The organism is Streptomyces violaceorubidus (genome assembly GCF_000717995.1).
Lineage (GTDB): Bacteria > Actinomycetota > Actinomycetes > Streptomycetales > Streptomycetaceae > Streptomyces > Streptomyces violaceorubidus.
In genome coordinates this window covers 50,854-74,958 of sequence record NZ_JODM01000029.1, presented here as the reverse complement: position 1 = coordinate 74,958, position 24,105 = coordinate 50,854, and the positions used below count along the sequence as shown (strand labels likewise).

Annotated in this window: 17 protein-coding genes, 1 tRNA gene and 3 pseudogenes; 9 read left to right on the top strand and 12 right to left on the bottom strand. The window is 74.3% G+C overall.

From position 1 onward, the window contains the following. Nucleotides 1–2: 2 nt before the first annotated feature. Nucleotides 3–1,877 (bottom strand): ABC transporter ATP-binding protein, encoded by a 1,875-nt coding sequence (locus IE94_RS0127815; protein WP_030189565.1) that lies wholly within the window; start codon nt 1,875–1,877, stop codon nt 3–5. A 195-nt stretch (nt 1,878–2,072) separates the two neighbouring features. Between IE94_RS0127815 and IE94_RS0127810 the strand changes: the two genes are divergently transcribed. Then, a complete protein-coding gene (locus tag IE94_RS0127810) occupies nt 2,073–2,972 on the top strand; it encodes a lysylphosphatidylglycerol synthase transmembrane domain-containing protein (protein ID WP_030189564.1) in 900 nt (299 codons plus the stop codon). Between the two features lie 19 nt (nt 2,973–2,991). On the opposite strand, the gene IE94_RS0127805 is transcribed toward IE94_RS0127810, so the two are convergent. Together IE94_RS0127805 and IE94_RS38460 are read right to left on the bottom strand one after the other, a co-directional pair. Then, nucleotides 2,992–3,420 (bottom strand): hypothetical protein, encoded by a 429-nt coding sequence (locus IE94_RS0127805; protein WP_030189561.1) that lies wholly within the window; start codon nt 3,418–3,420, stop codon nt 2,992–2,994. A gap of 4 nt (nt 3,421–3,424) precedes the next feature. After that, nucleotides 3,425–3,910 (bottom strand): annotated as a pseudogene (locus tag IE94_RS38460) (FGGY family carbohydrate kinase); the annotation flags it as partial. 271 nt (nt 3,911–4,181) lie between these two features. On the opposite strand from IE94_RS38460, the gene IE94_RS0127795 reads away from it, so the two are divergent. From IE94_RS0127795 to IE94_RS0127775, 5 genes are all read left to right on the top strand, one after another. Beyond that, nucleotides 4,182–5,204, top strand: coding sequence for a hypothetical protein (locus IE94_RS0127795; RefSeq protein ID WP_030189557.1), 1,023 nt, complete (start codon nt 4,182–4,184; stop codon nt 5,202–5,204). A gap of 31 nt (nt 5,205–5,235) precedes the next feature. Then, nucleotides 5,236–6,747: an amino acid permease gene (locus tag IE94_RS0127790; RefSeq protein ID WP_030189554.1), complete on the top strand. Its 1,512-nt coding sequence runs from the start codon at nt 5,236–5,238 to the stop codon at nt 6,745–6,747. 161 nt (nt 6,748–6,908) lie between these two features. Then, nucleotides 6,909–7,970, top strand: coding sequence for a mechanosensitive ion channel family protein (locus IE94_RS0127785; RefSeq protein ID WP_106978047.1), 1,062 nt, complete (start codon nt 6,909–6,911; stop codon nt 7,968–7,970). A 102-nt stretch (nt 7,971–8,072) separates the two neighbouring features. Further along, nucleotides 8,073–10,292 (top strand): NADP-dependent isocitrate dehydrogenase, encoded by a 2,220-nt coding sequence (locus IE94_RS0127780; protein WP_030189551.1) that lies wholly within the window; start codon nt 8,073–8,075, stop codon nt 10,290–10,292. A 190-nt stretch (nt 10,293–10,482) separates the two neighbouring features. After that, the gene (locus IE94_RS0127775) at nt 10,483–11,280 is read left to right on the top strand and encodes an N-formylglutamate amidohydrolase (protein WP_030189549.1); all 798 of its coding nucleotides are present in this window, start codon (nt 10,483–10,485) and stop codon (nt 11,278–11,280) included. Between the two features lie 239 nt (nt 11,281–11,519). Here the strand turns inward: IE94_RS0127775 and IE94_RS0127770 are convergent, their stop codons facing one another. Genes IE94_RS0127770 through IE94_RS0127760 form a run of 3 tightly spaced genes read right to left on the bottom strand, consistent with a single transcriptional unit; the run spans nt 11,520 to nt 14,088 of the window. Beyond that, nucleotides 11,520–12,011, bottom strand: coding sequence for a hypothetical protein (locus tag IE94_RS0127770; protein ID WP_030189541.1), 492 nt, complete (start codon nt 12,009–12,011; stop codon nt 11,520–11,522). Then, the gene (locus IE94_RS0127765; RefSeq protein WP_209441089.1) at nt 12,008–12,607 is read right to left on the bottom strand and encodes an RNA polymerase sigma factor; all 600 of its coding nucleotides are present in this window, start codon (nt 12,605–12,607) and stop codon (nt 12,008–12,010) included. The genes IE94_RS0127770 and IE94_RS0127765 overlap by 4 nt, the downstream gene beginning before the upstream one ends. Before the next feature lie 47 nt (nt 12,608–12,654). Then, a complete protein-coding gene (locus IE94_RS0127760) occupies nt 12,655–14,088 on the bottom strand; it encodes a S8/S53 family peptidase (RefSeq protein ID WP_030189537.1) in 1,434 nt (477 codons plus the stop codon). Between the two features lie 205 nt (nt 14,089–14,293). On the opposite strand from IE94_RS0127760, the gene IE94_RS0127750 reads away from it, so the two are divergent. Next, the gene (locus IE94_RS0127750; protein WP_425337987.1) at nt 14,294–17,338 is read left to right on the top strand and encodes a CHAT domain-containing protein; all 3,045 of its coding nucleotides are present in this window, start codon (nt 14,294–14,296) and stop codon (nt 17,336–17,338) included. Nucleotides 17,339–17,356: 18 nt separating this feature from the next. On the opposite strand, the gene IE94_RS0127745 is transcribed toward IE94_RS0127750, so the two are convergent. After that, nucleotides 17,357–19,168, bottom strand: a complete 1,812-nt coding sequence (locus IE94_RS0127745; protein ID WP_030189533.1) for a LuxR family transcriptional regulator AbsR2 — start codon at nt 19,166–19,168, stop codon at nt 17,357–17,359. A gap of 95 nt (nt 19,169–19,263) precedes the next feature. On the opposite strand from IE94_RS0127745, the gene absR1 reads away from it, so the two are divergent. Continuing rightward, nucleotides 19,264–20,343 carry a beta-glucuronidase AbsR1 gene (gene absR1 / locus IE94_RS0127740; RefSeq protein WP_030189531.1) on the top strand — a complete coding sequence of 360 codons (1,080 nt, stop codon included), beginning with the start codon at nt 19,264–19,266 and terminating at the stop codon, nt 20,341–20,343. A 161-nt stretch (nt 20,344–20,504) separates the two neighbouring features. On the opposite strand, the gene IE94_RS0127735 is transcribed toward absR1, so the two are convergent. From IE94_RS0127735 to IE94_RS38455, 5 genes and pseudogenes are all read right to left on the bottom strand, one after another. Then, entirely contained in the window at nt 20,505–21,179 is a 675-nt protein-coding gene (locus tag IE94_RS0127735; RefSeq protein WP_051777708.1) for a glutathione S-transferase C-terminal domain-containing protein, read from the bottom strand. 202 nt (nt 21,180–21,381) lie between these two features. Then, nucleotides 21,382–21,455 (bottom strand) — tRNA-Pro (locus IE94_RS0127730). A 194-nt stretch (nt 21,456–21,649) separates the two neighbouring features. Continuing rightward, nucleotides 21,650–22,041: pseudogene (locus IE94_RS36140) on the bottom strand (4-carboxy-4-hydroxy-2-oxoadipate aldolase/oxaloacetate decarboxylase); the annotation flags it as partial. Next, nucleotides 22,038–22,649 carry a PIG-L deacetylase family protein gene (locus IE94_RS0127720; RefSeq protein WP_425337986.1) on the bottom strand — a complete coding sequence of 204 codons (612 nt, stop codon included), beginning with the start codon at nt 22,647–22,649 and terminating at the stop codon, nt 22,038–22,040. The pseudogene IE94_RS36140 and the gene IE94_RS0127720, both read right to left, overlap by 4 nt. An 11-nt stretch (nt 22,650–22,660) precedes the next feature. After that, nucleotides 22,661–22,813: pseudogene (locus IE94_RS38455) on the bottom strand (GntR family transcriptional regulator); the annotation flags it as partial. 123 nt (nt 22,814–22,936) lie between these two features. Between IE94_RS38455 and IE94_RS0127715 the strand changes: the two are divergent. Beyond that, complete coding sequence (locus IE94_RS0127715) at nt 22,937–24,100, top strand: Gfo/Idh/MocA family protein (protein WP_030189522.1); 1,164 nt, start codon at nt 22,937–22,939, stop codon at nt 24,098–24,100. Nucleotides 24,101–24,105 lie beyond the last annotated feature (5 nt).

The following is a 24,105-nucleotide window of genomic DNA, read 5'->3' as shown; positions in this document are numbered from 1 at the left end:
TCCTACGCGGCCTTGTCCAGGGCCGGGCGCTCGAACTGGGTGCGGTGCAGCTCGGCGTAGCGGCCGTCGGCGGCGAGGAGTTCCTCGTGGCTGCCGCTCTCCACGATGCGGCCGGCCTCGACCACCAGGATGCGGTCCGCCGTCCGGATCGTGGACAGCCGGTGCGCGATCACCACGGCCGTCCTGCCCTGGAGGGCTTCGGCGAGGGCCTCCTGCACGGCCGCCTCGGAGGTGTTGTCGAGGTGGGCGGTGGCCTCGTCGAGGATGACGACGCGCTGGCGGGCGAGGAGCAGCCGGGCGATGGTCATGCGTTGGCGTTCGCCGCCGGAGAGCCGGTAGCCGCGCTCACCGACCACGGTGTCGAGCCCGTCCGGCAGGGACCCTACGAGGTCGGCCAGGCGGGCGCGGCGCAGCGCCGCCCACAGTTCGTCCTCGGTGGCGTCCGGCCGGGCGAGGAGGAGGTTGGCCCGGACGCTGTCGTGGAAGAGGTGGCCGTCCTGGGTGACCATGCCGACGGTGTCGCGCAGCGACCGCGCGCTCAGGTCGCGGACGTCGACGCCGCCGACGCGGACGGTGCCGCCGTCGGCGTCGTACAGGCGCGGCAGCAGTTGGGCGATGGTGGACTTGCCGGCGCCGGAGGATCCGACCAGCGCGACGGTCTGGCCCGGTTCCGCGCGGAAGGAGAGGCCGTGCAGGACCTCTTCGCCGCCGCGGGTGTCCAGCGAGGCGACCTCCTCCAGGGAGGCGAGGGAGACCTTGTCGGCGGAGGGGTAGCCGAAGCGGACGTCGTCGAACTCGACGGCGACCGGGCCGTCGGGGACCGGGCGGGCGTCGGGCTTCTCGTCGATGAGCGGGGTCAGGTCCAGCACTTCGAAGACCCGCTCGAAACTGACCAGGGCGCTCATGACCTCCACGCGGGCCCCGGCGAGCGCGGTGAGCGGCGCGTACAGGCGGGTCAGCAGCAGGGCCAGCGCCACGACGGCGCCCGGCTCCAGGGTGCCGCGCAGGGCGTAGAAGCCGCCGAGGCCGTAGACGAGGGCGAGGGCGAGCGCGGAGACCAGGGTGAGCGCGGTGATGAAGGCGGCCTGGGCGGTGGCGGTGCGCACGCCGATGTCGGCGACGCGGCGGGCCCGTTCGGCGAACTCGGCGGACTCCTCCTCCGGGCGGCCGAACAGCTTGACCAGGGTGGCGCCGGGCGCCGAGAAGCGCTCGGTCATGCGGGTGCCCATGGCGGCGTTGAGGGCCGCGGCCTCGCGCTGCATCCGGGCCATGCGGCGGCCCATCCGCCGCGCCGGAAGGACGAACACCGGGAGCAGCACCAGCGCGAGCAGGGTGATCTGCCAGGACAGGGTCAGCATGACGGCGAGCGTGAGCAGCAGGGTGACCACGTTGCTGACCACACCGGACAGGGTGTTGCTGAAGGCGCGTTGGGCGCCGATGACGTCGTTGTTGAGACGGGAGACGAGCGCTCCCGTACGGGTACGTGTGAAGAACGCGACCGGCATGCGCTGCACATGATCGAACACGGCCGTCCGCAGATCGAGGATGAGTCCCTCCCCGAGCGTGGCCGAGAGCCTGCGGGAGAGGATGCCGAGCGCCGCCTCGGCGACCGCGATGAGCGCGATGAGCAGGGCGAGCCGCACGACCGTGCCCTCGTCGCCGTCCGACACGATCGCGTCGACGACCTTTCCGGCGAGGACGGGGGTGGCGACGGCGAGCAGTGCGGTCGCCACCCCGAGCAGCACGAAGCGGAGGATGCGGCGGCGGTGCGGGCGGGCGAACGCGCCGATGCGGCGCAGCGTGGCGCGGGCGAAGGGGCGGCGCTCGTCTTTGGCGTTCATGACGCTGTACAGCTGCGTCCACGCCGTGGTCTCCATACTCATGCCGATGACCGTAGGACCTCGACCAACCTTGAGGTCAAGGCGGCGCGGCCCGCGGTCCGTAAACCGGTGTCCGCGCGTCGGCCACCCGTAGTTGGCGCCGGTGGGGGAATGTCTTGTGCTGTGACGACAGCGGTTCGAGTCCCCGAGAAGCCACTCCTGCGCCGCGTCCCGGTCCGCAGGGTCCTGTGCGTGCTTCCGCTGCTCCTGGTGGGCGTGGTGGCGGTGCGGCACCGGTCCGTGCTGGCGGCGGGTTTCGGTCAGCTTGCCACGGCCCGCTGGCCCTGGCTGCTGGCCGCGGCCCTGGCGACCTGTCTGACCTGGGTCGCGGCTGCCTTCACCCGGCAGGGCGCGGTGGTGGAGCGGCTGCCCCGGCGGCGGCTGCTGGCCACCCAGTTCGCGGCCGGCGCGGCCAACCACCTGCTGCCGACGGGCCTGGGCGCGAGCGCGGTGAACCTGCGGTTCCTGACGGTGTGCGGACTGCCGCTCGCCCGTTCCTCGGCCGCGCTCGCGCTCTATCTGCTGGCGGAGAGCGTGGGCCGCCTCGCCCTGCTGGGTGCCCTGCTGATCGCGTTCCCGGACGCGCTGCGGCTCGGCACGCTGCTGCCCGAGGGTGCCGTGGGGCCGCTGCTGATGGTGGCGGGCGCGGTTCCGGTCGTGGCGGCGGGGGTGCTGGCGCTGTCGTCGCGGTTGCGCGGTGCGCTGGTCTCCTTCCTGCGGACGGCACTGGGCGAGGCCCGCTCGGTGCACGCCCGGCCCGCTCGGGCGCTGGCGCTGTGGGGCGGCGCGCTGGCCTTCCCGGCGTTGCAGGCCTCGGCGCTGGTCCTGGTGGGCCGGTCGCTGGGACTGACGCTGCCGGCCGGTCACCTGGCGGTGGCGTACCTCGCGGCGACGGTGGCGGTGGCGCTGGTGCCCACCCCGGGCGGCATCGGCTCGGTGGAGGCGGCGCTGGTCGTGGCGCTGGTGGCGGCGGGCGGGCCGGCGGCCGTGGCCACGGCGGTGGTGCTGGCGTTCAGGCTGCTGACGGTGTGGCTGCCGCTGCTGCCGGGGGCGCTGACGCTGGCGGCGCTGGTGCGGGCACGGGTGATCTGAGGGTCTCGCGGACGGCAGGTCAGGTGACGGTGAGGCGCACCGGTCCGCCGCCGGGGTCGACCCGGTGCGTCCAGCGTGCCGTGAGGCTGAACGGACGGTGCGGTACGGCGGTGGTGAGGCGGCACCGCTCGCGGTGCAGCAGGCGGCCGTCCTGGGTGACGTGCAGGACGGGGCGGGGCAGCGGGAGGGACGTGCGCAGGAGGTAGGGGAAGCGGTCGCCGGGAGCGACGCGGTTCGGGGTGACGTGCAGCAGCGGCGGGCCGGCGACCAGGGGGACGCCGCCGGGCCAGTCCAGGTCCGTCGGGTACGTCGGGTCGGTCGCTTCCGTCGGGTCGGTCGCGTCCGTCGGGTCCGGTCCCGGGCCGTCCGTGAGCCAGTCGCGTACGGCGGTCGCGGCGTGCGCGCCCTCGCGGGCCGCCGTGGCCGCGCTCTCGGCCGCGTGGAGCACGCTGGGCGCCGGTGAGGCGGTGGACGAGCCAGGTGTCGGAGGTGGTGACACGGCCCGCGCGGGTGAGGTGCCGTCGTATCCAGGCCATTTTCGGCGCGGCGAAGTACGGGTCCAGGGGCAGGCCGGTCAGGTGGCGCAACTCCTCTGCGTGGGCGGCCAGTTCGGCGCAGAGGGGTTCCGCACGGCGGTCCTGCCAGACCAGCGCGTCGGTGAGCGGGCGGCCGGTGTCCGGGTCCCAGGCGAGCACGGTCTCGCCCTGGTTGGCCAGGCCCATCGCGGTGACCGGTTCGCCCGCGTCGGCGAGCGCCCGCCGCCCGGCGTCGACCACCGAGCCGTACAGCTCCTCGGGGTCCACCTCCACCAGGCCGCCGGGCAGGTACCGGGGCCGGACCTCGGCGAAACCGGTGCCGACCACACCGCGCTCGGGGCAGACGACCAGCGCCTTGGTGCCGGACGTGCCCTGGTCGACGGCGAGCACCGACTCCGGCACCAGCACCTCCCCGCTCCCGCGCCGAAGTCTCGGCGATCACCGCACGCCAGCCTGCCCTCGCGGACACACCGCGTCAAGAGTGCCTGACGGGCAGTCAATTCGCGCTGGTGGTACAGGTTTTGCGCCGCTGCCGCAAAACGGAACAGAGGCGGAACCTCCGCCTCTATAGTGTGCGCCGACCGCTCGACCACCGCACCACCGCCCCCGGGGAGGGCTGTTTGTCACGCCACGCTGCCGTACGGTCCGTTCCGCTCCTCGCAGCGGGCGTGTGATGGCCAGGGACGGAGCACAGCCCGCCTACGACCCCGCCGGCCACGACAGCGCGCTGCGCTCCGCCCTCCAGGAGGTGCGGGCCGGGCGCTGGATGTCGATGCGCATCCTGCTGGAGCAGACCCGGTCCTGGTCGCAGTGGACCCGGCGCACCCAGGTGCTGGCCGCCTCCGCCGCCGGTACGGACGTGGTGCGGGCCTGGCTCGCGGAGGAGCCGGACAGCGCGACGGCCGCGGTGATGCACGCCCGGGTGGTGGTGGAGCGCGCGCTGCGGGCGTACCGCGAGGACCATCCCCGCACCCGCGAACTGTGGCCGCAGGCCTGGCACGCCTGCGACGCGGCGACGCGGGCCGCGCCCCACGACCCGGTGCCGTGGGTGTGTCTGCTGGCGCTGGCCCGGCTGGACGAGGGGCAGCGCTGGGAGGAGCACCGGATGGCACCGCCGGAGCCGATGCTGCCGCCGGGGCCGTGGGGGCTGCTCGCCGAGGCCGGCAAGCGCGACCCGTACAACCGGGAGGCCCACCACCGCATGCTGCAGTTCCTCTATCCGCGCGGCGGCGACGAACGCCTCGCCCGGGCGGCCGGGTTCGCCCACTGGGCGGCGGGGTCGGCGCCGCCCGGCTCGGCGCTGCACGTGCTGCCGCTGTACGTGCGGGTGGAGCGCTACCGCCGTTCGGGTGCGCGGGAGGCGGCGCTGGACCTGCACTGGGTGGCGGAGGACGCCACCCGTGAGGCGCGGCAGGCGTTCGACTCCTGGTTCACTCTCTGCCCGCGGGACGAGCGCTCCCTGCCGGACCTGAACCACCTGGCCCACGCGCTGTGGGGCGCCCTGCGGTTCCGAGAGGCGAACCAGGTGTTCGACGCGCTCGGTTCCTACTGGACGCCGCTGCCCTGGGCCTGCCGGACCCCGGGCGACGGTTCGGCCGGGCGGGCGGTGGAGGTGTTCCTCCAGGCCCGCACCCGCAGCCGTTCGGCCGCCCGCGCCCGCGGCCACGGCCACGGCCACGGCCGGAAACGCCCCTGACCCCCCATCCCTTCCGTCCCGGAGGTCCGCAATGTCCCGCCCCTCTGCATCGTCCGTCAGCGAGGAACAGCGCCTGCGCGAGCTCGGCTACCGGCCGGTGCTGGCCCGCCGCATGGGCGGCTTCGGCAACTTCGCGATCAGCTTCTCGGTGATCTCGATCCTCTCCGGCTGCATGACGCTGTACGGCTTCGGCCTGGGCACCGGCGGTCCCGCCGTGATGCTGTGGGGCTGGGCGGGCGTCGGGCTGTTCGTCCTGTGCGTCGGGATGGCGCTGGCCGAGGTCACCAGCGCGTATCCGACGTCGGGTGCGCTGTACTACATGGCCGACCGGCTCGGCGGGCGCCGCTGGGGCTGGTACACCGGCTGGCTGAACCTGCTGGGGCTGCTCGGCGCGATCGCCGGGATCGACTACGGGGCGGCGCTGTTCACGGGTGCGTTCCTGAACCTCCAGTGGGGCTTCGCGCCGACGCCGGAGAAGACGATGCTGATCTTCGTCGTGATCCTGCTGCTGCACGCCACGCTCAACCTCTTCGGCGTGCGCCTGGTCAGCGTCCTCAACTCCGTCAGCGTGTGGTGGCACCTGGCCGGGGTCGCGCTGATCGTCGGCGCGCTGGCGATCGTCCCCGACCACCACCGGTCGCCGTCCTTCGTCTTCACCGAGTTCGTCAACGACACGGGCTGGGAGAACCCGCTGTACGTGGCCGCGATCGGCCTGCTGCTCGCGCAGTACACCTTCTCCGGTTACGACGCCTCCGCCCACCTCTCCGAGGAGACCTCGAACGCGTCGGTGTCGGCGGCGCGCGGCATCGTGCGGGCGATCTGGGTGTCGTGGCTGGCGGGCTTCGTGCTGCTGGCCGGACTGACCTTCGCCATCCAGGACTACGACGCGACGCGCGACAGCGCGACCGGGGTGCCGCCCGCGCAGATCCTCCTCGACGGGCTGGGCACGGACGGTGCGAGCGCGCTGCTGCTGGTGGTGATCGTGGCCCAGTTGTTCTGCGGCAACGCGGAGGTGGCCGCCGCCAGCCGGATGGTGTTCGCGTTCAGCCGGGACGGCGCCCTGCCCGGTTCCGCGCTGTGGCGCACGGTCTCCGCCCGCACCCAGACCCCGGTCGCCGCGGTGTGGCTGTCGGTGGCGGTGGCCTGCCTGCTGGCGCTGCCGTCCCTGTACTCGGCGACGGCGTACGGCGCGGTGACCGCCATCAACGTCATCGGCATCACCCCGGCCTACGCCATCCCGGTGCTGCTGCGGCTGCGGGCCGGCGACCGGTTCACTCCCGGGCCCTGGAACCTGGGCCGGTGGAGCAGGCCGGTCGGATGGGTCGCGGTGGTGTGGGTGGCGTTGGTCACCGTGCTGTTCTGCCTCCCCCAGTCGTCCCCGGTGACGGTCGGCACGATGAACTACGCCGCGGTCGCCCTGGTCGTCGTCCTGGTATTGGCCACGGTGTGGTGGTTCGTCGCCCGCCGTTCGTACGGCACCCCGACGGCCGCGGCCTACGGCGACGACCGTGAGCAGGCGGAACTCGCCGAGGGCATCGTCTGAAACGTCCCGCGGCACCCCGTCGCACGGTACGGACCACCGCTCCGGATACGGCAGGATGAGCCCTCGCACCGGTCGAACTGCCTTGCGGTTCGGCCCGGTCGCGCATCCCCGACATCCCGTAGTCATTCCGTTGGAGGCGGCCGGTGACCGAAGACCTGACCATGGACCACCTGCTGCCCGCGGGCATCGCGCTGGGCGCGGGCCTGCTGGGCGCGTTCGGGCTGCGCATGCTGCTGCGCTGGCTGGCGGGCCATGCCGGGCGCACCCGCTGGAGCGGCGACGACGTGATCGTGGCCGCGCTGCGCACGGTGGCGCCGTGGGCGGCGGTCGCGGGCGGGGTGGCCGGTGCGGCGGCGGCGCTGCCGCTGACGCGGACGGTGCAGCACAGCGTCAACCAGGTGCTCCAGGTGCTGCTGATCTTCGTGGCCACGGTGACGGCGGCCCGGGTGATCGCCGGCCTGGTGCGGACGGTGACGAGCTCGCGCTCCGGCGTCGCCGGGTCGGCCACGATCTTCGTCAACATCACCAGGATCCTGGTGCTGGCCCTCGGCTTCCTGGTGATCCTCCAGACGCTGGGCGTCTCCATCGCGCCGATGCTCACCGCCCTGGGCGTGGGCGGTCTGGCGGTCGCGCTGGCCCTCCAGGACACGCTGGCCAACCTCTTCGCGGGCATCCACATCCTCGCCTCCAAGACCGTGCAGCCGGGCGACTACATCCAGCTCAGCAGCGGCGAGGAGGGTTACGTCGAGGACATCAACTGGCGCCAGACCACCGTCCGGGAGCTGTCCAACAACCTGGTCGTCATCCCGAACGGGCAGCTCGCGAAGTCGAACATGACCAACTTCATGCGGCCCGAGCAGCAGCTGACCGTGCTGGTCCAGGTCGGCGTCTCCTACGACAGTGACCTGGACCACGTGGAGCGGGTGACGACCGAGGTGATCGCCGAGGTGATGACCGGGGTCAGCGGCGCGGTGCCGGACCACGAGCCGGCGATACGCTTCCACACCTTCGGCGACTCGCGGATCGGCTTCACGGTGATCCTGGGCGTGGGCGAGTTCAGCGACCAGTACCGGATCAAGCACGAGTTCATCAAGCGGCTGCACCGGCGCTACCGCGCGGAGGGCATCCGGATCCCGTCGCCCGCGCGGACGGTCGCGCTCCAGCAGGGCGCCGTGGTCCTCCCGCAACAGCGGCTGGGCGAGGACACCGTCCCGCTCCCCTGAACGCGGCGTGGCCGGAATCTCCGTGCGACCCCTGTCGAGCCGGGGTCGATCACGAGATATCTTGATGTCGAGCAATGTTGCAGACGTGGAGCGGAGCACCCGGTGACTGACTCGACCATCATCTATACGCACACTGACGAGGCCCCGGCCCTGGCGACGTATTCGTTCCTGCCGGTGGTCCGGGCGTACGCCTCGCAGGCGGGTGTCGCGGTCGAGACCCGCGACATCTCGCTGGCCGGCCGCATCATCGCCCTGTTCCCGGAGTACCTGACCGAGGACCAGCGCATCCCGGACGCCCTTGCGGAGCTGGGCGAGCTGGCCAAGACGCCCGCCGCCAACATCATCAAGCTGCCGAACATCTCGGCGTCCATCCCGCAGCTCAAGGCCGCCATCGCCGAGCTCCAGGGCCAGGGCTACGCGCTGCCGGCCTACCCGGACGACCCGAAGACCGACGAGGAGCGCGACGTCCGCGCCCGCTACGACAAGGTCAAGGGCTCCGCGGTCAACCCGGTCCTGCGCGAGGGCAACTCCGACCGCCGCGCCCCGGCGTCGGTGAAGAACTACGCCAAGACCCACCCGCACCGCATGGGCGCCTGGACAAGCGAGTCCAAGACCAACGTGGCGACCATGGGCGAGAACGACTTCCGTTCCACCGAGAAGTCCACCGTGATCGCCGAGGACGGCACCCTGCGGATCGAGCTGGTCGGCGACGACGGCACCACCACGGTGCTGCGCGAGTCGGTGCCGGTGAAGAAGGACGAGGTCGTCGACGCCTCCGTGCTGCGCGTCGCCGCGCTGCGCGAGTTCCTCACCGCGCAGGTCGCCCGCGCCAAGGCCGAGGGCATCCTCTACTCGGTGCACCTGAAGGCGACGATGATGAAGGTCTCCGACCCGATCATCTTCGGCCACGTGGTCCGCGCCTTCTTCCCGAAGACCTTCGCCCAGTACGGCGAGAGCCTCGCCAAGGCCGGTCTCACCCCGAACGACGGCCTGGGCGGCATCTACAAGGGCCTGGAGTCCCTGCCCGAGGGGGCCGAGATCAAGGCGTCCTTCGACGCCGAGCTGGCCGAGGGCCCGGAGCTGGCCATGGTCGACTCCGACAAGGGCATCACCAACCTGCACGTGCCCTCCGACGTCATCATCGACGCCTCCATGCCGGCCATGATCCGCACCTCCGGCCACATGTGGGGCGCGGACGGCCAGGAGCACGACGCCCTCGCCGTCATCCCGGACTCCTCCTACGCCGGTGTGTACCAGGCGGTCATCGAGGACTGCCGCGCCAACGGCGCCTACGACCCCTCCACCATGGGTTCGGTCCCGAACGTCGGCCTCATGGCGCAGAAGGCCGAGGAGTACGGCAGCCACGACAAGACCTTCGAGATCCCGGCCACCGGCACGGTCCGCCTGGTCGACGCCACCGGCAACGCCGTGCTGGAGCAGACGGTCTCCGCCGGTGACATCTTCCGCGCCTGCCAGACCAAGGACGCCCCGATCCGCGACTGGGTGAAGCTGGCCGTCTCCCGCGCCCGCGCCACCGGCGACCCGGCCGTCTTCTGGCTGGACGAGGGCCGCGCCCACGACGCCAACCTGATCGCCAAGGTCAAGCAGTACCTGCCGGAGCACGACACCGAGGGCCTGGACATCCGGATCCTCGACCCGGTCGAGGCGACGAAGCTGTCGGTGGAGCGCATCCGCCGCGGCGAGAACACCATCTCGGTGACCGGCAACGTCCTGCGCGACTACCTGACCGACCTCTTCCCGATCCTGGAGCTGGGCACCAGCGCCAAGATGCTGTCGGTCGTCCCGCTGATGGCGGGCGGCGGCCTCTTCGAGACCGGGGCCGGCGGCTCCGCCCCGAAGCACGTGCAGCAGCTGGTCAAGGAGAACTACCTGCGCTGGGACTCCCTGGGCGAGTTCTTCGCCCTGGTGCCGTCCCTGGAGCAGTACGCGGAGACCACCGGCAACGCCCGTGCCAAGGTCCTCGCCGACACCCTCGACCGCGCCACGGCGACCTTCCTCAACGAGGACAAGTCCCCGACCCGTCGCGTCGGCGGCATCGACAACCGCGGCAGCCACTTCTACCTGTCCCTGTACTGGGCGCAGGAGCTGGCCGCGCAGACCGACGACGCGGACCTGGCCAAGGCCTTCGCCCCGCTCGCCGAGACGCTCGCCGCGGGCGAGCAGCGCATCGTCGACGAGCTGAACGCCGTGCAGGGCGAGGCGGCCGAGATCGGCGGCTACTACCAGCCCGACCCGGCCAAGGCCGCCGAGGTCATGCGCCCGTCGGCCACCTGGAACGAGGCGCTGGCGTCCCTCGCCTGATCCTCCCCGGGCCCGCAGGGATCCCCGGCACCCCGTCTCCGTCCCCTCGGAGGCGGGGTGCCGCCGCTTCACCGGTTTGATGGTGTGCCGGCTGCCGCGGGTCCGCGTCCGCGCAGGCCCCGTCCTTGCCGCCCAGCACCGGCGGCACGGTCCTGCCGCACGCCACCGACAACACCCCCGGAGCCGCCCCGTGACCGACGCCCCACCCGCCTTCGAGCTGCTGCCGGGTGCCGCGCACTCCCCCGTCCTCCTGCACGTGCCGCACTCCTCCCGTCGGATCCCGGCCGACGTCCGGGCCGGCATCGTGCTCCCGGACGCGGAGCTGGAGCGGGAGCTGGACCACATGACCGACTCGCACACCGCGGAGATCGCCGGGCGGGCCGCCGAGCTGGCCGGTCTCACGCCCTGGCGGTTCGTGAACCGGGCCTCGCGGCTGGTCGTCGACCCGGAGCGGTTCCCGGACGGGCGGGAGGAGATGGCGGCCGTGGGGATGGGCGCCGTGTACACGCGGACCTCGCACCGCGCGGAGCTGCGCCCCGCGGACACGGACCCCGCGCCGCTGATCGAGCGGTACTTCCGGCCGTACGCGCGGGCGATGACCGAGGCGGTCGCCGACCGGATCGCGGCCACCGGCCGGGCCGTGATCGTCGACGTGCACTCCTACCCGGCCGAGCCGCTCCCCTACGAACTGCACGGCGAGGGCCCGCGCCCGCCCGTCTGCCTGGGCACCGACGCCTTCCACACCCCGCCCGGGCTGCTCGCCGCGGCCCGGGAGGCGTTCGCCCCCTGCGGGGAGACGGGCCTGGACAGCCCGTTCCGCGGGACGTACGTACCGCTGGACTTTCACGGCACGCGGAGCGAGGTCGGTGCGCTGATGGTGGAGATCCGCCGGGACACCTACATGACGGAGCCGGGTGGTCCGGCCGGGCCGGGGCTGTCCCGGCTCGCCGGGTCGCTGGCGGCGCTCGTCGACGCCGTGTCGGTCTGAGGACGACCGCGCCCCGCACGTGAGCCCCGTCCGGGCTGCCGGGGCCGCCGCTCGCGGTCCCGGCCCGGGTGCAGGGGCAGGGCGCCCCGTCGGCTCCACTTCCCCTGCCCGCGCAGGCGGGGCCCGGCGAGGGTGCCGGGGCGTGGCCCGCCGCGGGCGACACCCAGGGCGGGGGCGCTCCCGTACCTCCGGGCCCCGGCAGGCCAGGTGGCCCCGCGCCGCGGGACCGTGCTCAGGGGTCAGGCGCGCAGCCACTCCGTCACGACCACCTCCCGGCCGGTGCGCAGCCGCAGCGCGAAGGGGCCGGCGGGCGGGGCCTCGCCGGTGAAGCGGCCCATGTCGTCGGCCGTCAGCCGGGCATGCGCGCGGGGGCCGCTCAGCACCTCGATCCCGGCCGGGCCGGGCGGCAGCAGCTGGCCGATCAGGCCCTCGGCGGTCACCTCGACGTCGACGGTCACCCCGTCCGACTGGAAGGTCAGCATCCGCGGCGGGTCCGCCTCCCCCCTGACGGGGATGCCGTCCACCAGCGAGTCGAAGGTCAGCTCGGCGACGCGGGCGTCCAGGTCGCGCAGGGCGAAGGCGTCGACGGCCGTGCGCCGCAGCTCGGCCGGGACCGGGTCGAGGATCGCGGCGGCCTGCCGCAGTTCCTCCTCCAGGAGACCGTCGTACAGCTCCGCGTCCCGCTCGTCGGGCGCGTCGCGCTCGCCGTACTCGTCGTTCAGATCGCTCATTTCGTCCCCCGTGCCTCCAGCCGGGCCCGCAACCGGCGCAGACAGCGCTGGCGCATCGGCCCGATGCTGCCCACCGCGATACCCAGCGCGGCGGACACCTCCTGATAACTGGGCGGTGGCGAGGAGATCAGCACGCGCAGCAACTGGCGGCAGCGCTCGCCCAGTTCCTCGAACTCCTGCCACAGCAGCCGTACGCGCTCGGTCTGCGCGGCGGCCTCCTCGGAGTCAAGCACCGACTCCTCCGGCGTGCGGTCCTCGCTCGGCCGGTCGAGCAGCTGCGGGTCGTCGGTCGGCGTCCACCGCTTGGAGGCCCTGAGCAGCTTCAGGCACTCGTGCCGGGCCGTGCTGGCCAGCCAGGAGCCGGTCTTCTCCGGTTCCCTGATCCGCCCCAGGTGCTGGGCGAAGCGGAACCAGGCGGTCTGGTACACCTCGTGCGCGTCGGCGTCGGAGAGCCCGTGCGACCTGGCCACGGACCACACGAGCGGGCCGAGCCCGTCCACCAGTGACTTCCAGGCCGCCGCGTCCCCGTCGGCCGCCGACTGGACGAGCGCTCCGACATCTGCACGGTCCACGGTCCCACCCCTCGTGTACGACATGCCATCGTACGCCGTGGAGTGGAGGGTTCCGACCGTCAGCAGGCCGTTCACGACCCGCCTTCCGACGGGTCGACGGGGACCGGGCGCCAGGTGGGAGGCAGCAGCGCGGGCACGTGCGCCCCGCGCACCTCCGCGTACTCGGTGGTGGCCGCGAGCAGTTGCCGCCCGGCCGCGCGCGGGTCGGTCTCGTGGTGCGCCGTCATGCGGGAGGCGACCAGTCCCGCGACCACGGGGGTGGCGAAGGAGGTGCCGCTCCACTGCGCGTGCCCCTCGAACATCACCTGGTCCGGCTTGGCGGGTGCCTCGCCCGGCTCGCTCAGCACCCCGTTGTGCCGGGGGTACTGGCAGGTGCAGGCGTAGCCGAAGCCGTACCGGCAGGCGTCGTAGGTGGAGTGCTGGTAGACGTACGGCACGGGTGTCCCGAAGCCGGTGAGGGCGCTGGTGAGGCGCTCGCCGGGGGCGTAGGCCCGCACCCAGCCGCCGTGGTTGCTGAAACAGGCGCCGTACTCGCCGTCCGAGCGCAGCGCCCCGATGGACAGCACCGACTCCTCCCAGCCCGGGAGGGTGGCGTAGGCGGCGGGCCAGAAGAGCGTGGCGCTGGCGTTGTTGCCCGCGGCGGCGACCAGCAGGGTGCGCTGGTCGCGGAGTTCCTCCATGAAGGCGTGCACGCCGAGCAGGCCGTCGGTGCGGCCGTTGGAGGTGCCGGCGGAGAGGCTGAGGATCTCGGGCCAGCCGCTGCGGTCCACGGCCTCGAAGAGCCTCTCGCCCAGCTCGGACTCCAGGATCGCGCCCGCGTCGTTGAGGGTGTTGCGGACGGTCACCTCGGTGTTGGGCGCCACGGCGGCGACCAGCCCGGCGATGAACGTGCCGTGCCCGACGTACTGGCACAGGACGCCGTCGTCGTCGCATTCCCTGATCTGGGCGTCGCCCTCGGTGTGGGCCAGCAGCGGGTAGGACCGGTAGTCGCGCATGAGGCCGGTGTCGACGACGAGGACGCCGACGGCGGTGGCGGCGTCGTACGGCGTCCCGTCGGCGGCCGGGTTCGGCGGCTCGCTCGACGGGACGGGCACGGGCTCGTCGCCGGGGCAGGCGTTGACGGCGATGGAGACGACGTGGTTGCGGCTGATCAGCCGGCGTCCCGCGCGGCCCTCCATCGTCCTGAGGGAGCGCAGGGCGTGGGCGACGGTGGGGTCGCCGCCGCCGTCGCCCTCGCCGGGGTCGGCGACCCGGATGCGGGTGATGCCGGTGCGGTTGGTCTCGGGGCTCGTGCGGCGCACGTGGTCCGGGGTCAGCCCGGCCATGGTGGTGAAGTGGTCGCGCACGGTGTCCTCGACGAGGCGTGCCTCCTCGCCGTCGCGGGCGAGGACGACGCCCTTCTCGTAGAAGAACTCGGCGGAGTCGTCCGGACCCATCGCCAGCGGGACGTCCGGCATCGAGCGCTGGATCTGGTCGAACTGCTCACGGAATCGCTGTGGTGCCATGCTTGTCCTCCACTGAGGCGGCGGCGGTGACGACGGTCGGGGTCGCGGTCGTGACTGCGGTCGTGACGGCGATGGTGACTGCGGTCGTCAATCAGAGTCCCTGGACGGCCGATTGATACAGACTCGAACCTGTGGGGCGTGGTTCCGGAGCACTACCATCCGTGGGGTGACAGCGCGCAACGACCCGGTTCTCGACCTGCTGCCGATGGTGTTCGCCGCCCCGGGCGAAGCGCTGGCGCGGGCGGAGGAGTTGCTCGGCACCGGTCCCTCGCCGCTGCACGCCTCGGTCGCCCATCAGGTGATCGGCATCTGGCAGCGGGACTTCGGTGACACCCGGCTGTCCCTGGCCCATCTGCGGCGCGCCCGTGACCTCGCCGCCCGCGCGGAGTCGGCCGAGCGGGAGGCGGACGTCCTGGCGACGCTCGGGGTCGCGCTGGTGCACGCGGGACGTACCCGGGCGGGGCTGGCCGCGTTCGAGCGGGGCGTGGCGCGCGGGACCGGTCACACCCGCGCGCGGGTGCTGTACCGGCGGGCGTACGTGTGGTGGGTCCTCGGCCGGCACGGCGAGGCGCTGGAGGACGTACGGCGGGCGATCCCGGTGCTGCGGCAGGCCGACGACGTGATCTGGACGGCGCGGGCGCTGACGCTGCGGGCGACCGTGCACCTGGCGCTGGGCTCGGTGGAGCGGGCTGACGCCGACTTCACCGCGGCGGAGGCCCTGTGGGACACCACGGGCCAGGAGCACGACAAGGCCGACGCGGTGGAGAGCCGGGGGCTGGCCGCCTTCCGGTCGGGTGACGTGCCGGCGGCGCTGCGGCTCCTCGACGAGGCGGAGGAGCGGTACGGGAAGCTGGGCACGCCCACGTTCATGCTCACCATCCGGCGCTGCGAGGTGCTGATGGCGGCGGGGCTGGCCACCGAGGCGCTGGCGGAGGCGGACGCGGCGATCGCGGCGCTGGACGGAATGGGCGGTCAGTCCACCCGCAAGGCGGAGTTGCTGCTGGTGGCCGCGCGGGCGGCCCGGCTCGCGGACGAGCCGCAGACCGCGCTCGCGCGCGCGGCCGTCGCGGTGCGGCTGTTCGCCGGGCAGCGGCGCACCTGGTACGAGACGCACGCCCGGTTGGTGCTGATCGAGGCGCGGGTCGCCACGGGCCGGGGGTCGGGCCGGCTGGTCGCGGACGCGGCGGCGGTGGCGGAGCGGCTGGCGGCCTTCGGTGCGCCGGCCGCGCCGGAGGCCTCGCTCCTCGCCGGCCGGATAGCGCTGGACCTCGGCTGGACCGAGGACGCGGAACGGCATCTGGCGGTGGCCGCGCGCAGCCGGCACAGCGGGCCGCCGCCGGCGCGGATGACGGGCTGGGCGGCGCAGGCGCTGCGGGCGCGGGCGGCGGGGTCGGCGCGGGGCGTGCTGGAGGCCTGCCGGCGCGGTCTGGACGTCCTGGACGACCACCGGATGACGCTGGGCGCCTCGGAGCTGCGGGCCCGGGCCACCGCGCAGGGTGCGGAGCTGGCGGCGCTGGCGCAGCGGGCCTCGCTGGTCTCGGGCGGGCCGCGGCGGCTGCTGGGCTGGAGCGAGCGCTGGCGGGCGACGGTGCTGTCGGCGCCGCCGACCCGGCCGCCGGCCGATCCGGTGCTGCTGACCGCCATGACGGCGTACCGGGAACTCGCGGCCCGCGCGGAGGAGGCCCGCACCGACGGCGGTCGGCCCGTTCTGGCGCTGGAGCGCGAACAGCGGCGTCTGGAGCGGGAGATCCGCTCGCGCACCCTGCACATGCGGGGCGAGGCGCCCGGCGGCGGCGACCGGTTCGACGTGGGGCGGCTGCTGCGGCGGCTGGGCGACGAGGTGCGGCTGGTGGAGCTGGCGGTGCTCGACGGGCGGGTGCACGTGCTGCTGTGCGGGCAGGGGCGGGTCAGGCGGTTCGAGGCCGGGCTGCTGGCCGAGGCGGAGGTCGAGGCCGAGCACGTCCAGGCCGGGCTGCGGCGGCTGGCCCACCCGGGGGCCGAGGCGCGGCTGCCGCTGGTGGAAGCGGCCGGGGCGCGGCTTGAGCGCCTGCTGCTCGGACCGGCGACGGCCCACCTCGGCTCCGGGCCGGTCGTGGTGGTCCCGCCGGGCCGGCTGCACCGGGTGCCGTGGGCCCTGCTGCCCGCCCTGCGGGAGAGGGTGCTGAGCGTGTCGCCGTCGGCGAGCAGTTGGCTGCGCGCGGGGGACACCGCTCCCCCGCCCGGCGGCCGCCAGGTCCTGGTGCGCGGCCCCGGTCTGGCGAGCGGCGGGGCCGAGGTCCCCGAACTCTCCGAGCGCTACGCCCACCGGCGGCCCCCGGCAGGAGCCGCCCCGGCCGCACCACCGCCCGCCGCACCACCGCCCGCCGCACCGCCGGGCACACGCGAGCCGCCGGCGCAGGGCGGGCGGGCCCGGAGCGGGCGAGGGGACCACGGCGAGCCGACGGGGACCCGTGGCACACCGTCCCACGACGGGCGGAACCGGGAGCAGCGGCAGGGCCCGCCCGCAGCGCGGGAGGTGCCCGCACGCCGTGGGCCCGACCTCGGGCCCCGCGGCGAACCGACCGGGACGCGCGCCGTGCCACCGCACGACGGGCCGGGCCCCGGGGAGCACCAGGACCCGGCCGGGGCGGGTGGCGGCACGACGCGTTCGCACCCGTGCGTCGGAGACGAAGGCGGCTCGGAGGCCGCTCGGGGGGAACGCGAGGGTGGGGGGCGGCCCGGCGGCGGGCGGCGCGGGCCCTCGGGCGTGCCCGGGGAGGGCGCCGCCGTGCGGGGTGCGACCGTCGTGCTGGAGGGCGACGACGCGCGGGTGCCACGGGTCCTTGGGGAGCTGGACGGGGCGGCCCTGGCGCACATCGCGGCGCACGGGACCTTCCGTGCGGACAGCCCTTTGTTCTCCTCGCTGCGGATGGCGGACGGGCCGCTCATCGTGCACGACTTCGAACGGCTCGACAGCAGCCCGTACCGGATCATCCTGCCCTGCTGCGACACCGCGCGCTTCGCCTCGGTCGGCGCCGACGAGCTGCTGGGCCTGGTCACCGCGCTGCTGCCGCTGGGCACGGCCGGGGTGGTGGCGTGCACCGCGCCGGTCAACGACGCCGCGGTGGTGCCGCTGATGCTCGCGCTGCACAAGGGGCTGGAGGCGGGCCTGTCCCTGGCGGAGGCGCTGCGCGACGCGCGGGCCTCGTTGCCGGGCGACGCGGTGCACCAGGCGACGGGGTGGGCCTTCTCCGCGTTCGGCGCGGCCTGAGACGCCGGTGTCGGCGGCTCAGGCGGGCTGGGGCGCGGGCAGTTCCACGAGCCAGGGCAGGGCGCCGCGGTCGCCCGCGCCGAGGCGGGTGTAGGCGCCGTAGAGGTGGTTGCCGACGGTGCGGACGGACAGGGTCAGCCGCTCCGCGATCTGCCGGTTGCTCAGGCCCGCGGCGGCGAGCGTGACGATCTGCCGCTGCCGGGCGGTGAGTTCGCCGAGCACCAGGCGGGACAGCGCGGGGGTGCGGGCGCCCTGGCAGCGCCGGGCGAGGGCGGCGGCACGGGTCCGGGCGGTGCGCGCGGCCCGGGGGTCGTGGTGGGCGCCCACCGCCTGGGCGCTCGCCTCGGCCGCGAACAGCAGGAATCCGCGCCGCTCCAGCTCCTTGGCTACCCGGTCGAGTGCCGGTCCGTCCGCCCGCGCGAGGGCCTCGGCGTGCGCGGCGAAGACGCCGGTCAGGCGGTCGGCCGCCCGCTCGGGAGCGCCGAGGCGGACCGCGTCGTACGGGTCACCCCGGCCGGCGGTGCGGACGGCCGCGTCGAGGTCGCCGCGCGCGGCGGCGGCCCAGGTGGCGGCGGCCCAGGTGGCGGCGGCCGTCCCCTCGGCGTCGGGCGTGCCGTCGCCCGACTGCGCGGTGGCCAGGGCGAGTTCGGTGCGGCAGTCCGGGTCGTCGTGGTGGGTCCGCAGGCCCTCGCGGGCCCAGGCCGCGGCCTCACGCAGCCGTCCGCGCAACCGGGCGAACCGGGCCCGCAGCGCCGCGTACCCGGTCGGCAGCGGCGCTCCCTCGGCGACCAGCCACTCCCCCACGGGCGCCTCGACCGGCCGTACGTCGGCCTGTTCGATGCGCCGGGCGAGCGCGGCCCGTTCCGCCTCCAGGGCGGTGCCGGTCCGGTCCGGGGTCCGGGCCAGGCGCCGGGCCCGCAGTCGTCCCGCGGCGGCGCGCAGCACCGGGCCGTGCAGGGGGTGCGCGAGACGGGTGGCACCGCGGTCGTCGACGGTGACCAGGCCCTCGGCCTCCAGGCTCTCCAGGGTCCGCAGGTCGAGGGCGTCCGCGTCCAGGGGCAGGGGTTCGGCGAAGGCGAGGCGTTCGAGCGTCTCGCGCTCCTCGGTGCGGGCGCGGTCGAGGACGTGGGCGGCACGCTCGCGGACCGCGGGGGTGAGCGGCACCGGTCCCCGCCACGCCCGCTGGTCCGTGTCCGGCACCCGCACGAGCCGGCCGCCCGCGTGCACGGCGGTCAGCAGGTCGCGCAGCAGCCGCAGGTCCCCACCGCCCAGGCGGTGCAGCCGGTCGACGGTGAGCGGCTCCAGGGCGGTGTCCGTGCCGGCCGTGAGCAGTTCGGCGCTCTCCTCGCGGGGCAGCGGTTGCAGGGCGAGGCGCGGCAGCAGCTCGCCGGCCCACAGCCGGGACACCGCGCCCGGTACGGGGGCACCGTCGGTGGTGACGACCAGGAGGCGGGTGCGGCCGTGCACGGCGAGTTGGTGCACGAGGGCGGCCGAGGCGGCGTCGAGCAGGTGCGCGTCGTCGACGAGCAACAGCCGCACACCGGTAAGGAGTTGTACCGCGCGGTGCAGGGTGACCTGCTCGGGCAGCAGGTGGGCGAAGGCGGCGAAGGGGATGTCGCGGGTCTCGGGCGTCCCCGCGGCCCGGACGCAGTCGGTGCCGCGTACGGCCTCCGTCACAAGCCTGGTCTTGCCCGCGCCCGCCGGGCCGGTCACCACGAGGCCCACCCGTCCGGCCGCCACGGACCTGCGCACCAGCTCCAGTTCGTCTGCCCGGCCGGTGAACGGCCAGGGTGCCTCCGGCCACTTCGTGTCCCGCAGAGAAGTCGTCACGGCAACATGAGTCGGCCTACTCACCCCTGATACAGGGTGACTTGAGTATCCCCCGACTCAGGCGCCGGACCCGGCGGGGCGGCACCCTGATGACCATGACCGCACGCTACTGCTCGCTCGCGCAGCAGCCTGCCCCCGTGCTCGCACCGGGGCTGGCCGCAGAGCGCGTCGCCGCGCTCGTCGGCGGGCAGCGGATGTGGGTCAACTCGACCGTGCTGCACTACTGCTTCCTCGGTGGCGACACCGACACCTCGGTGGTCCCGATGCCGGGCACCGGGCGGCCCCGGCGGGGGTCGTGGGTGGGGACCGAGGAGCAGCGGGACGTGGTGCGCGACTGCTTCCGGGAGTGGCGGGACCTCGGCATCGGGCTCGAGCTCACCGAGGTCCGCGACCGGTCGGAGGCGGAGCTGCGCATCGGCTTCCAGCCCGGCGACGGGTCCTGGTCGGCGGTGGGCAAGGACGCGCTGCGGGTGGGTCTCAACGACCGTACGATGAACTTCGGCTGGGACCTGACCGCACCGGGCGAGCGGGCGACCGCCCTGCACCAGATCGGGCACGCGCTCGGCATGCTGCACGAGCACCAGAGCCCGTTCGCGGGCATCCTCTGGGACGACGAGGCCGTCTACGCCGAGCTGGCGGGCCCGCCCAACCACTGGAGCCGGGAGCGGACCTTCCACAACATCCTGCGCAAGCTGGACGGCGACGAGGCCAACGGCCCGGTCTGGGACCCGCAGTCGATCATGGAGTATCCGTTTCCGTCGGGGCTGATACTGGAACCCGAGCACTACCGCTCCGGCCTGCACCCGCCCGGTACGCTCTCCGCCGCCGACAAGGAGTTCGCCCTGCGCTGGTACCCGCCCACCGGCCGGCCCGGTCCGCTGGTGCCGTTCCGCTCGGTGCCGTTGGGTCTCGGGCCCGGCGAGCAGGCCGACTTCCGTGTGGACCCGCCGGAGACCCGCGAGTACACCGTGGGCACCTTCGGCGACAGCGACGCCGTCGTCGTCGTCTTCGAGGAGCGGGACGGCGTGCCCCGCTACTTCGCCGGACAGGACGACGGGGGAACCCCCCGCAACGCCACCATCAGGGCCCGTTTCGTCAAGGGCCGCCGCTATGTCGTCCGGGTGCGTCTGTACTCCTCGTGGGGTGCGGGCGAGACGGCGGTCATGTACTGGTGACCGCGCGGCTCACGAACACCCGGGCGCCGTGGCCACGGACCGGCGCCGGGGGCCGGCCGCGGCGTGCGCCGCCTTCGGGGGAGGGCGACGCGCGCCGCGGCCCATGCCGTGTCCGCCGCTGGGGGGCGGCGGACACGGCGACTTCCGGAGGTCTCGTCCCGTCAGGCGGGGCGGCCCGCGAGGTGGCGGCCGAAGGCGGGGTGGGCGCTCAGGCGCCGGAGGTGGGACCGCAGGGCGGGGTGCTCGTCCGTGCGCCGCGGGGTGTCGCGCCGGGCGAGGGCCGCCCACACCTCGACGTCGGCGGCGGTGAGCCGGTCGCCCGCCAGGTGGGAGTGCGCACCCAGGCGCCGCTCCAGCAGGTCCAGCACCCCGGGCAGCGCCGCGGGGTCCGCGGCCCGGGTGCACAGCTCCTCGACGGCGGCGATCTCCGCCTCCGCGCCGCGGGGGTACAGCACCGGACCGGCGGCGGGGGTGAAGGACCGGGCGAGGTCGCGCATGATGTCGCGCGCGTGGGTGCTCACGATCCGGCCCGACCAGCCGTCGCTGAGCACCGGCGCGAGGGCCGGACCCCGGTAGTGGTGGGCGCTCGCCTCGTACAGCGGTCGCAGGGCGGTGTAGCCGCCGTCGGGACAGTCGGGGCGCCGAGGCAGGAGGGTCACCGGACAGACCTCGTCCAGACCGAGGAGGCGGTGCACGACGGCGATGCCCAGACATCCGTCGTGACCGGGCGCGAGGTGGAGGCGGTAGCGGCGCGGCACGGCGTAGTGGCCGCTGCTCGGGTCGCGGCCGATCCGGCCGCGGAAGGCGGGGGCAGGGACGAGTGGTGTGACGGTCATGGTTCTCTCCGGGGTTTCCCTACCTCATCACTAGGATTACTGGGGAAGTGTCGACCGCTGCCCAGGACGCGTCAAGAGGGTGTCCGCCCACCAGGAAACCACCAGGACGAGGCGGCGCGGCGCCGGGGGCGACGGCGGCAACGGGGGCCACGGCAAAAAGGGCCTCCGCGAGCTTCCGCCCGCGAAGACCCTTCGCAAACCGTCGGGACGACAGGATTTGAACCTGCGACCCCTTGACCCCCAGTCAAGTGCGCTACCAAGCTGCGCCACGTCCCGGTGCGCGATCCGCGTTTTCCGTGATCGCGCTGGTCAAGCCTACCCCATCCGCGCGGTGGGGCGGAGGACCGGACGGGGGGATCACATCGCGAGACGCCTCTGCGTCACCTCGCCCACCGGGCGTTACCTCGCACGGTGCGTACCGAAAGAACCGCCAACACCGAACGCGACGACCACCTCGGCGGCGACGTCACGGACCACGCGGCGAAGCCCATCTCCCGCAGTTCCCGGGTGTCGCGGATGCCCGCGTTGATGACGACGCCGCGGACGCCGCGCCGCTTGAGGGCGGTGGCGAACAGCTCGCCGAACAGGCCGTCGGTGGACGGGGAGGTGGTGGTGACGACGAGGACGTCGCCCTCGCCGCACTGCTCCACGGCCGCGTGGATCATCAGGTTGTCCCCGGGCCAGCTAACACGGTGACCGCGGTGCCCGCGACCCGTACGCCCTGCTGGACCGGGCGGGTCCCCGGGCCGAGCAGTCCGGTGCGGCCCATGGCCTCGCCGAGGGTCGCCACGCCGTACCCGGCGAGTGCCTCGACGTCCCCGGCGTCGGCCTTGGGCGGGTTGGTGACGACGACGCCGCTCATGCCAGCTCCTTCGCGATCTGCGGGTACGGGCGCATGTACGCCTCGGCCATGGTCCGGTGCGCCAGGCCCAGGGGACCCGCGTTGCGCCTGAGCTGGACGCCCCGGCGGACGGCGAGGTCGGTGTAGTAGTCCCACAGGTGCCGCTGGGCGGCGAGGCACTCCATCGCCTTGCGCTTGGTCTCCCACCCCTCGGTGATGTCGAGCAGCACCTCGGGCCGGAAGCCGCTCATCTCGGGCTGGTGCGGCTCGAAGTAGAAGACGGGCGGAGCGCCGATGATCTCGCCCTCGCCCGGGTAGCCGATGGCCTGGGCGAGGACGCGTGCCTCCAGGGCCATGCGGTTGGCGGCCGGGTGGTCGCCGTTGTACGGGTCCTCGACGGGGTGGGTGAGCACGACGTCGGGCTGGGTGGCGCGGTAGACCTCGACGAGCCGGTCGGTCAGCTCCGGGGTGACGGCCAGCGGGTAGTCGCCGGCGTCGAAGAAGCGGACCTCGGCGCCCAGGGTGGCGGCGGACCTCTCGGCCTCCTCCCGGCGCAGCGCCTTGATCTCCGCCAGCGTCCTCCCCTCCCGCCAGGCCTTGGCGGACTCGCCGCGCTCGCCGAAGGTCAGGCACGCGAGGGTGACCTTCGGGTCACGCCGAACTGCTCGGCGAGTTCGTTCTCCACCAGCCGCTGCGCGGGTGCCATGTCGCCGCGCAGGATCGCCTGCCGCGGCTGCCCGAGCGCACGCTGTTTGGCCTGCTCCCCGGTGCCCGGACGGGCTTGGTTCGGCATGGTTGCCCTCCCTGAGCGAGTGCTTTGTCCTGTCAAAAGGTTGACATGATGCCGATGCCCGCCCAGGGTGTCCTGGACAGATCACGCTGGACAGCTCACGGACCGGTCCGAAGAGGGGCTCTCATGGTCGAGGCACTCGGTGTCGCCGTCGTCGGTTTCGGCTGGATGGGCCGGGTGCACACCCAGGCGTACGCCCGGGTCCGCCACCACTATCCGCACCTCGCGCTGCGCCCGGAACTGGTGACGGTCGCCGAGGAGGTGCCGGGGCGGGCCGAGGAGGCCGCCGCGCAGTACGGGTTCGCCTCGACGACCCGCGACTGGCGCGAGGTGGCGGCGGACCCGCGGGTGCACGCGGTCAGCATCACCGCCCCCAACTTCCTGCACCGCGAGATCGCCGTGGCGATGGCCGGGGCGGGCAAGCACATCTGGGTGGAGAAGCCGGTGGGCCTGTCCACCGACGACGCGCGGGCGGTGGCGGACGCGGTGACCGAGGCCGGTGTGCAGGGCGCGGTCGGCTTCAACTACCGCAACGCCCCGGCCGTGGAGGCCGCCCGCGATCTGATCGCCGCCGGGGAGCTGGGCCGCGTCACCCATGTCCGCATCCGCCTCTTCAGCGACTACGCGGCCCACCCGGAAGGCGCGCTGACCTGGCGCTACGAACGCGAGCGCGGCGGCAGCGGGGTGCTCGGCGACCTGGCCTCGCACGGCGCGGACCTGGCCTGGTTCCTGCTCGGCGACATCGCGTCGCTGACCGCCGACACGGCGGTCTTCCTGCCGGAGCGGGCCCGTCCCGCCGCCGCCACCGCCGGACACGCGCGCGCCGCGGGCGGCGAGTTGGGCCCGGTCGAGAACGAGGACTACGTCAACTGCCTGCTCCGCTTCGCCTCCGGCGCCCGCGGTGTCCTGGAGGCCTGCCGGGTCTCCGTCGGCGAGCAGAACAACTACGGCTTCGAGGTGCACGGCACCAGGGGCGCGGTGTTCTGGGACTTCCGCCGCATGAACGAACTGGGCGTCAGTCGCGGCACGCAGTACCAGGACCAGCCCGTGAGCACCGTGTACGTCGGCCCCGGGGACGGCGAGTTCGCCGCCTTCCAGCCGGGGGCCGCGAACGCCATGGGGTACGACGACCTGAAGGTGGTGGAGGCCCACCGCTTCCTGCGCTCGATCGCCGAGGGCACCCCGTACGGCGCCACCCCGGCGGACGCCGTGCACAGCGCGGCCGTGCTGGACGCGATGGCCCGGTCGGCGGAGCGCGGCACCTGGGTCAGCCCCGAGACGTCCGGGTGACGGCG

Excerpts from the sequence above, each read along its gene's own strand:
- IE94_RS0127785 (WP_106978047.1), top strand. The coding sequence starts at position 6,909 with ATGGACCACCTGCTGCCCGCGGGCATCGCGCTGGGCGCGGGCCTGCTG.
- IE94_RS0127735 (WP_051777708.1), bottom strand. The coding sequence starts at position 21,179 with ATGACCGTCACACCACTCGTCCCTGCCCCCGCCTTCCGCGGCCGGATC.
- IE94_RS0127750 (WP_425337987.1), top strand. The coding sequence starts at position 14,294 with ATGGTGTTCGCCGCCCCGGGCGAAGCGCTGGCGCGGGCGGAGGAGTTG.
- IE94_RS0127815 (WP_030189565.1), bottom strand. The coding sequence starts at position 1,877 with ATGGAGACCACGGCGTGGACGCAGCTGTACAGCGTCATGAACGCCAAA.
- IE94_RS0127765 (WP_209441089.1), bottom strand. The coding sequence starts at position 12,607 with ATGTCGTACACGAGGGGTGGGACCGTGGACCGTGCAGATGTCGGAGCG.
- IE94_RS0127770 (WP_030189541.1), bottom strand. The coding sequence starts at position 12,011 with ATGAGCGATCTGAACGACGAGTACGGCGAGCGCGACGCGCCCGACGAG.
- IE94_RS0127795 (WP_030189557.1), top strand. The coding sequence starts at position 4,182 with ATGGCCAGGGACGGAGCACAGCCCGCCTACGACCCCGCCGGCCACGAC.
- absR1 (WP_030189531.1), top strand. The coding sequence starts at position 19,264 with ATGACCGCACGCTACTGCTCGCTCGCGCAGCAGCCTGCCCCCGTGCTC.
- IE94_RS0127790 (WP_030189554.1), top strand. The coding sequence starts at position 5,236 with ATGTCCCGCCCCTCTGCATCGTCCGTCAGCGAGGAACAGCGCCTGCGC.
- IE94_RS0127760 (WP_030189537.1), bottom strand. The coding sequence starts at position 14,088 with ATGGCACCACAGCGATTCCGTGAGCAGTTCGACCAGATCCAGCGCTCG.
- IE94_RS0127715 (WP_030189522.1), top strand. The coding sequence starts at position 22,937 with ATGGTCGAGGCACTCGGTGTCGCCGTCGTCGGTTTCGGCTGGATGGGC.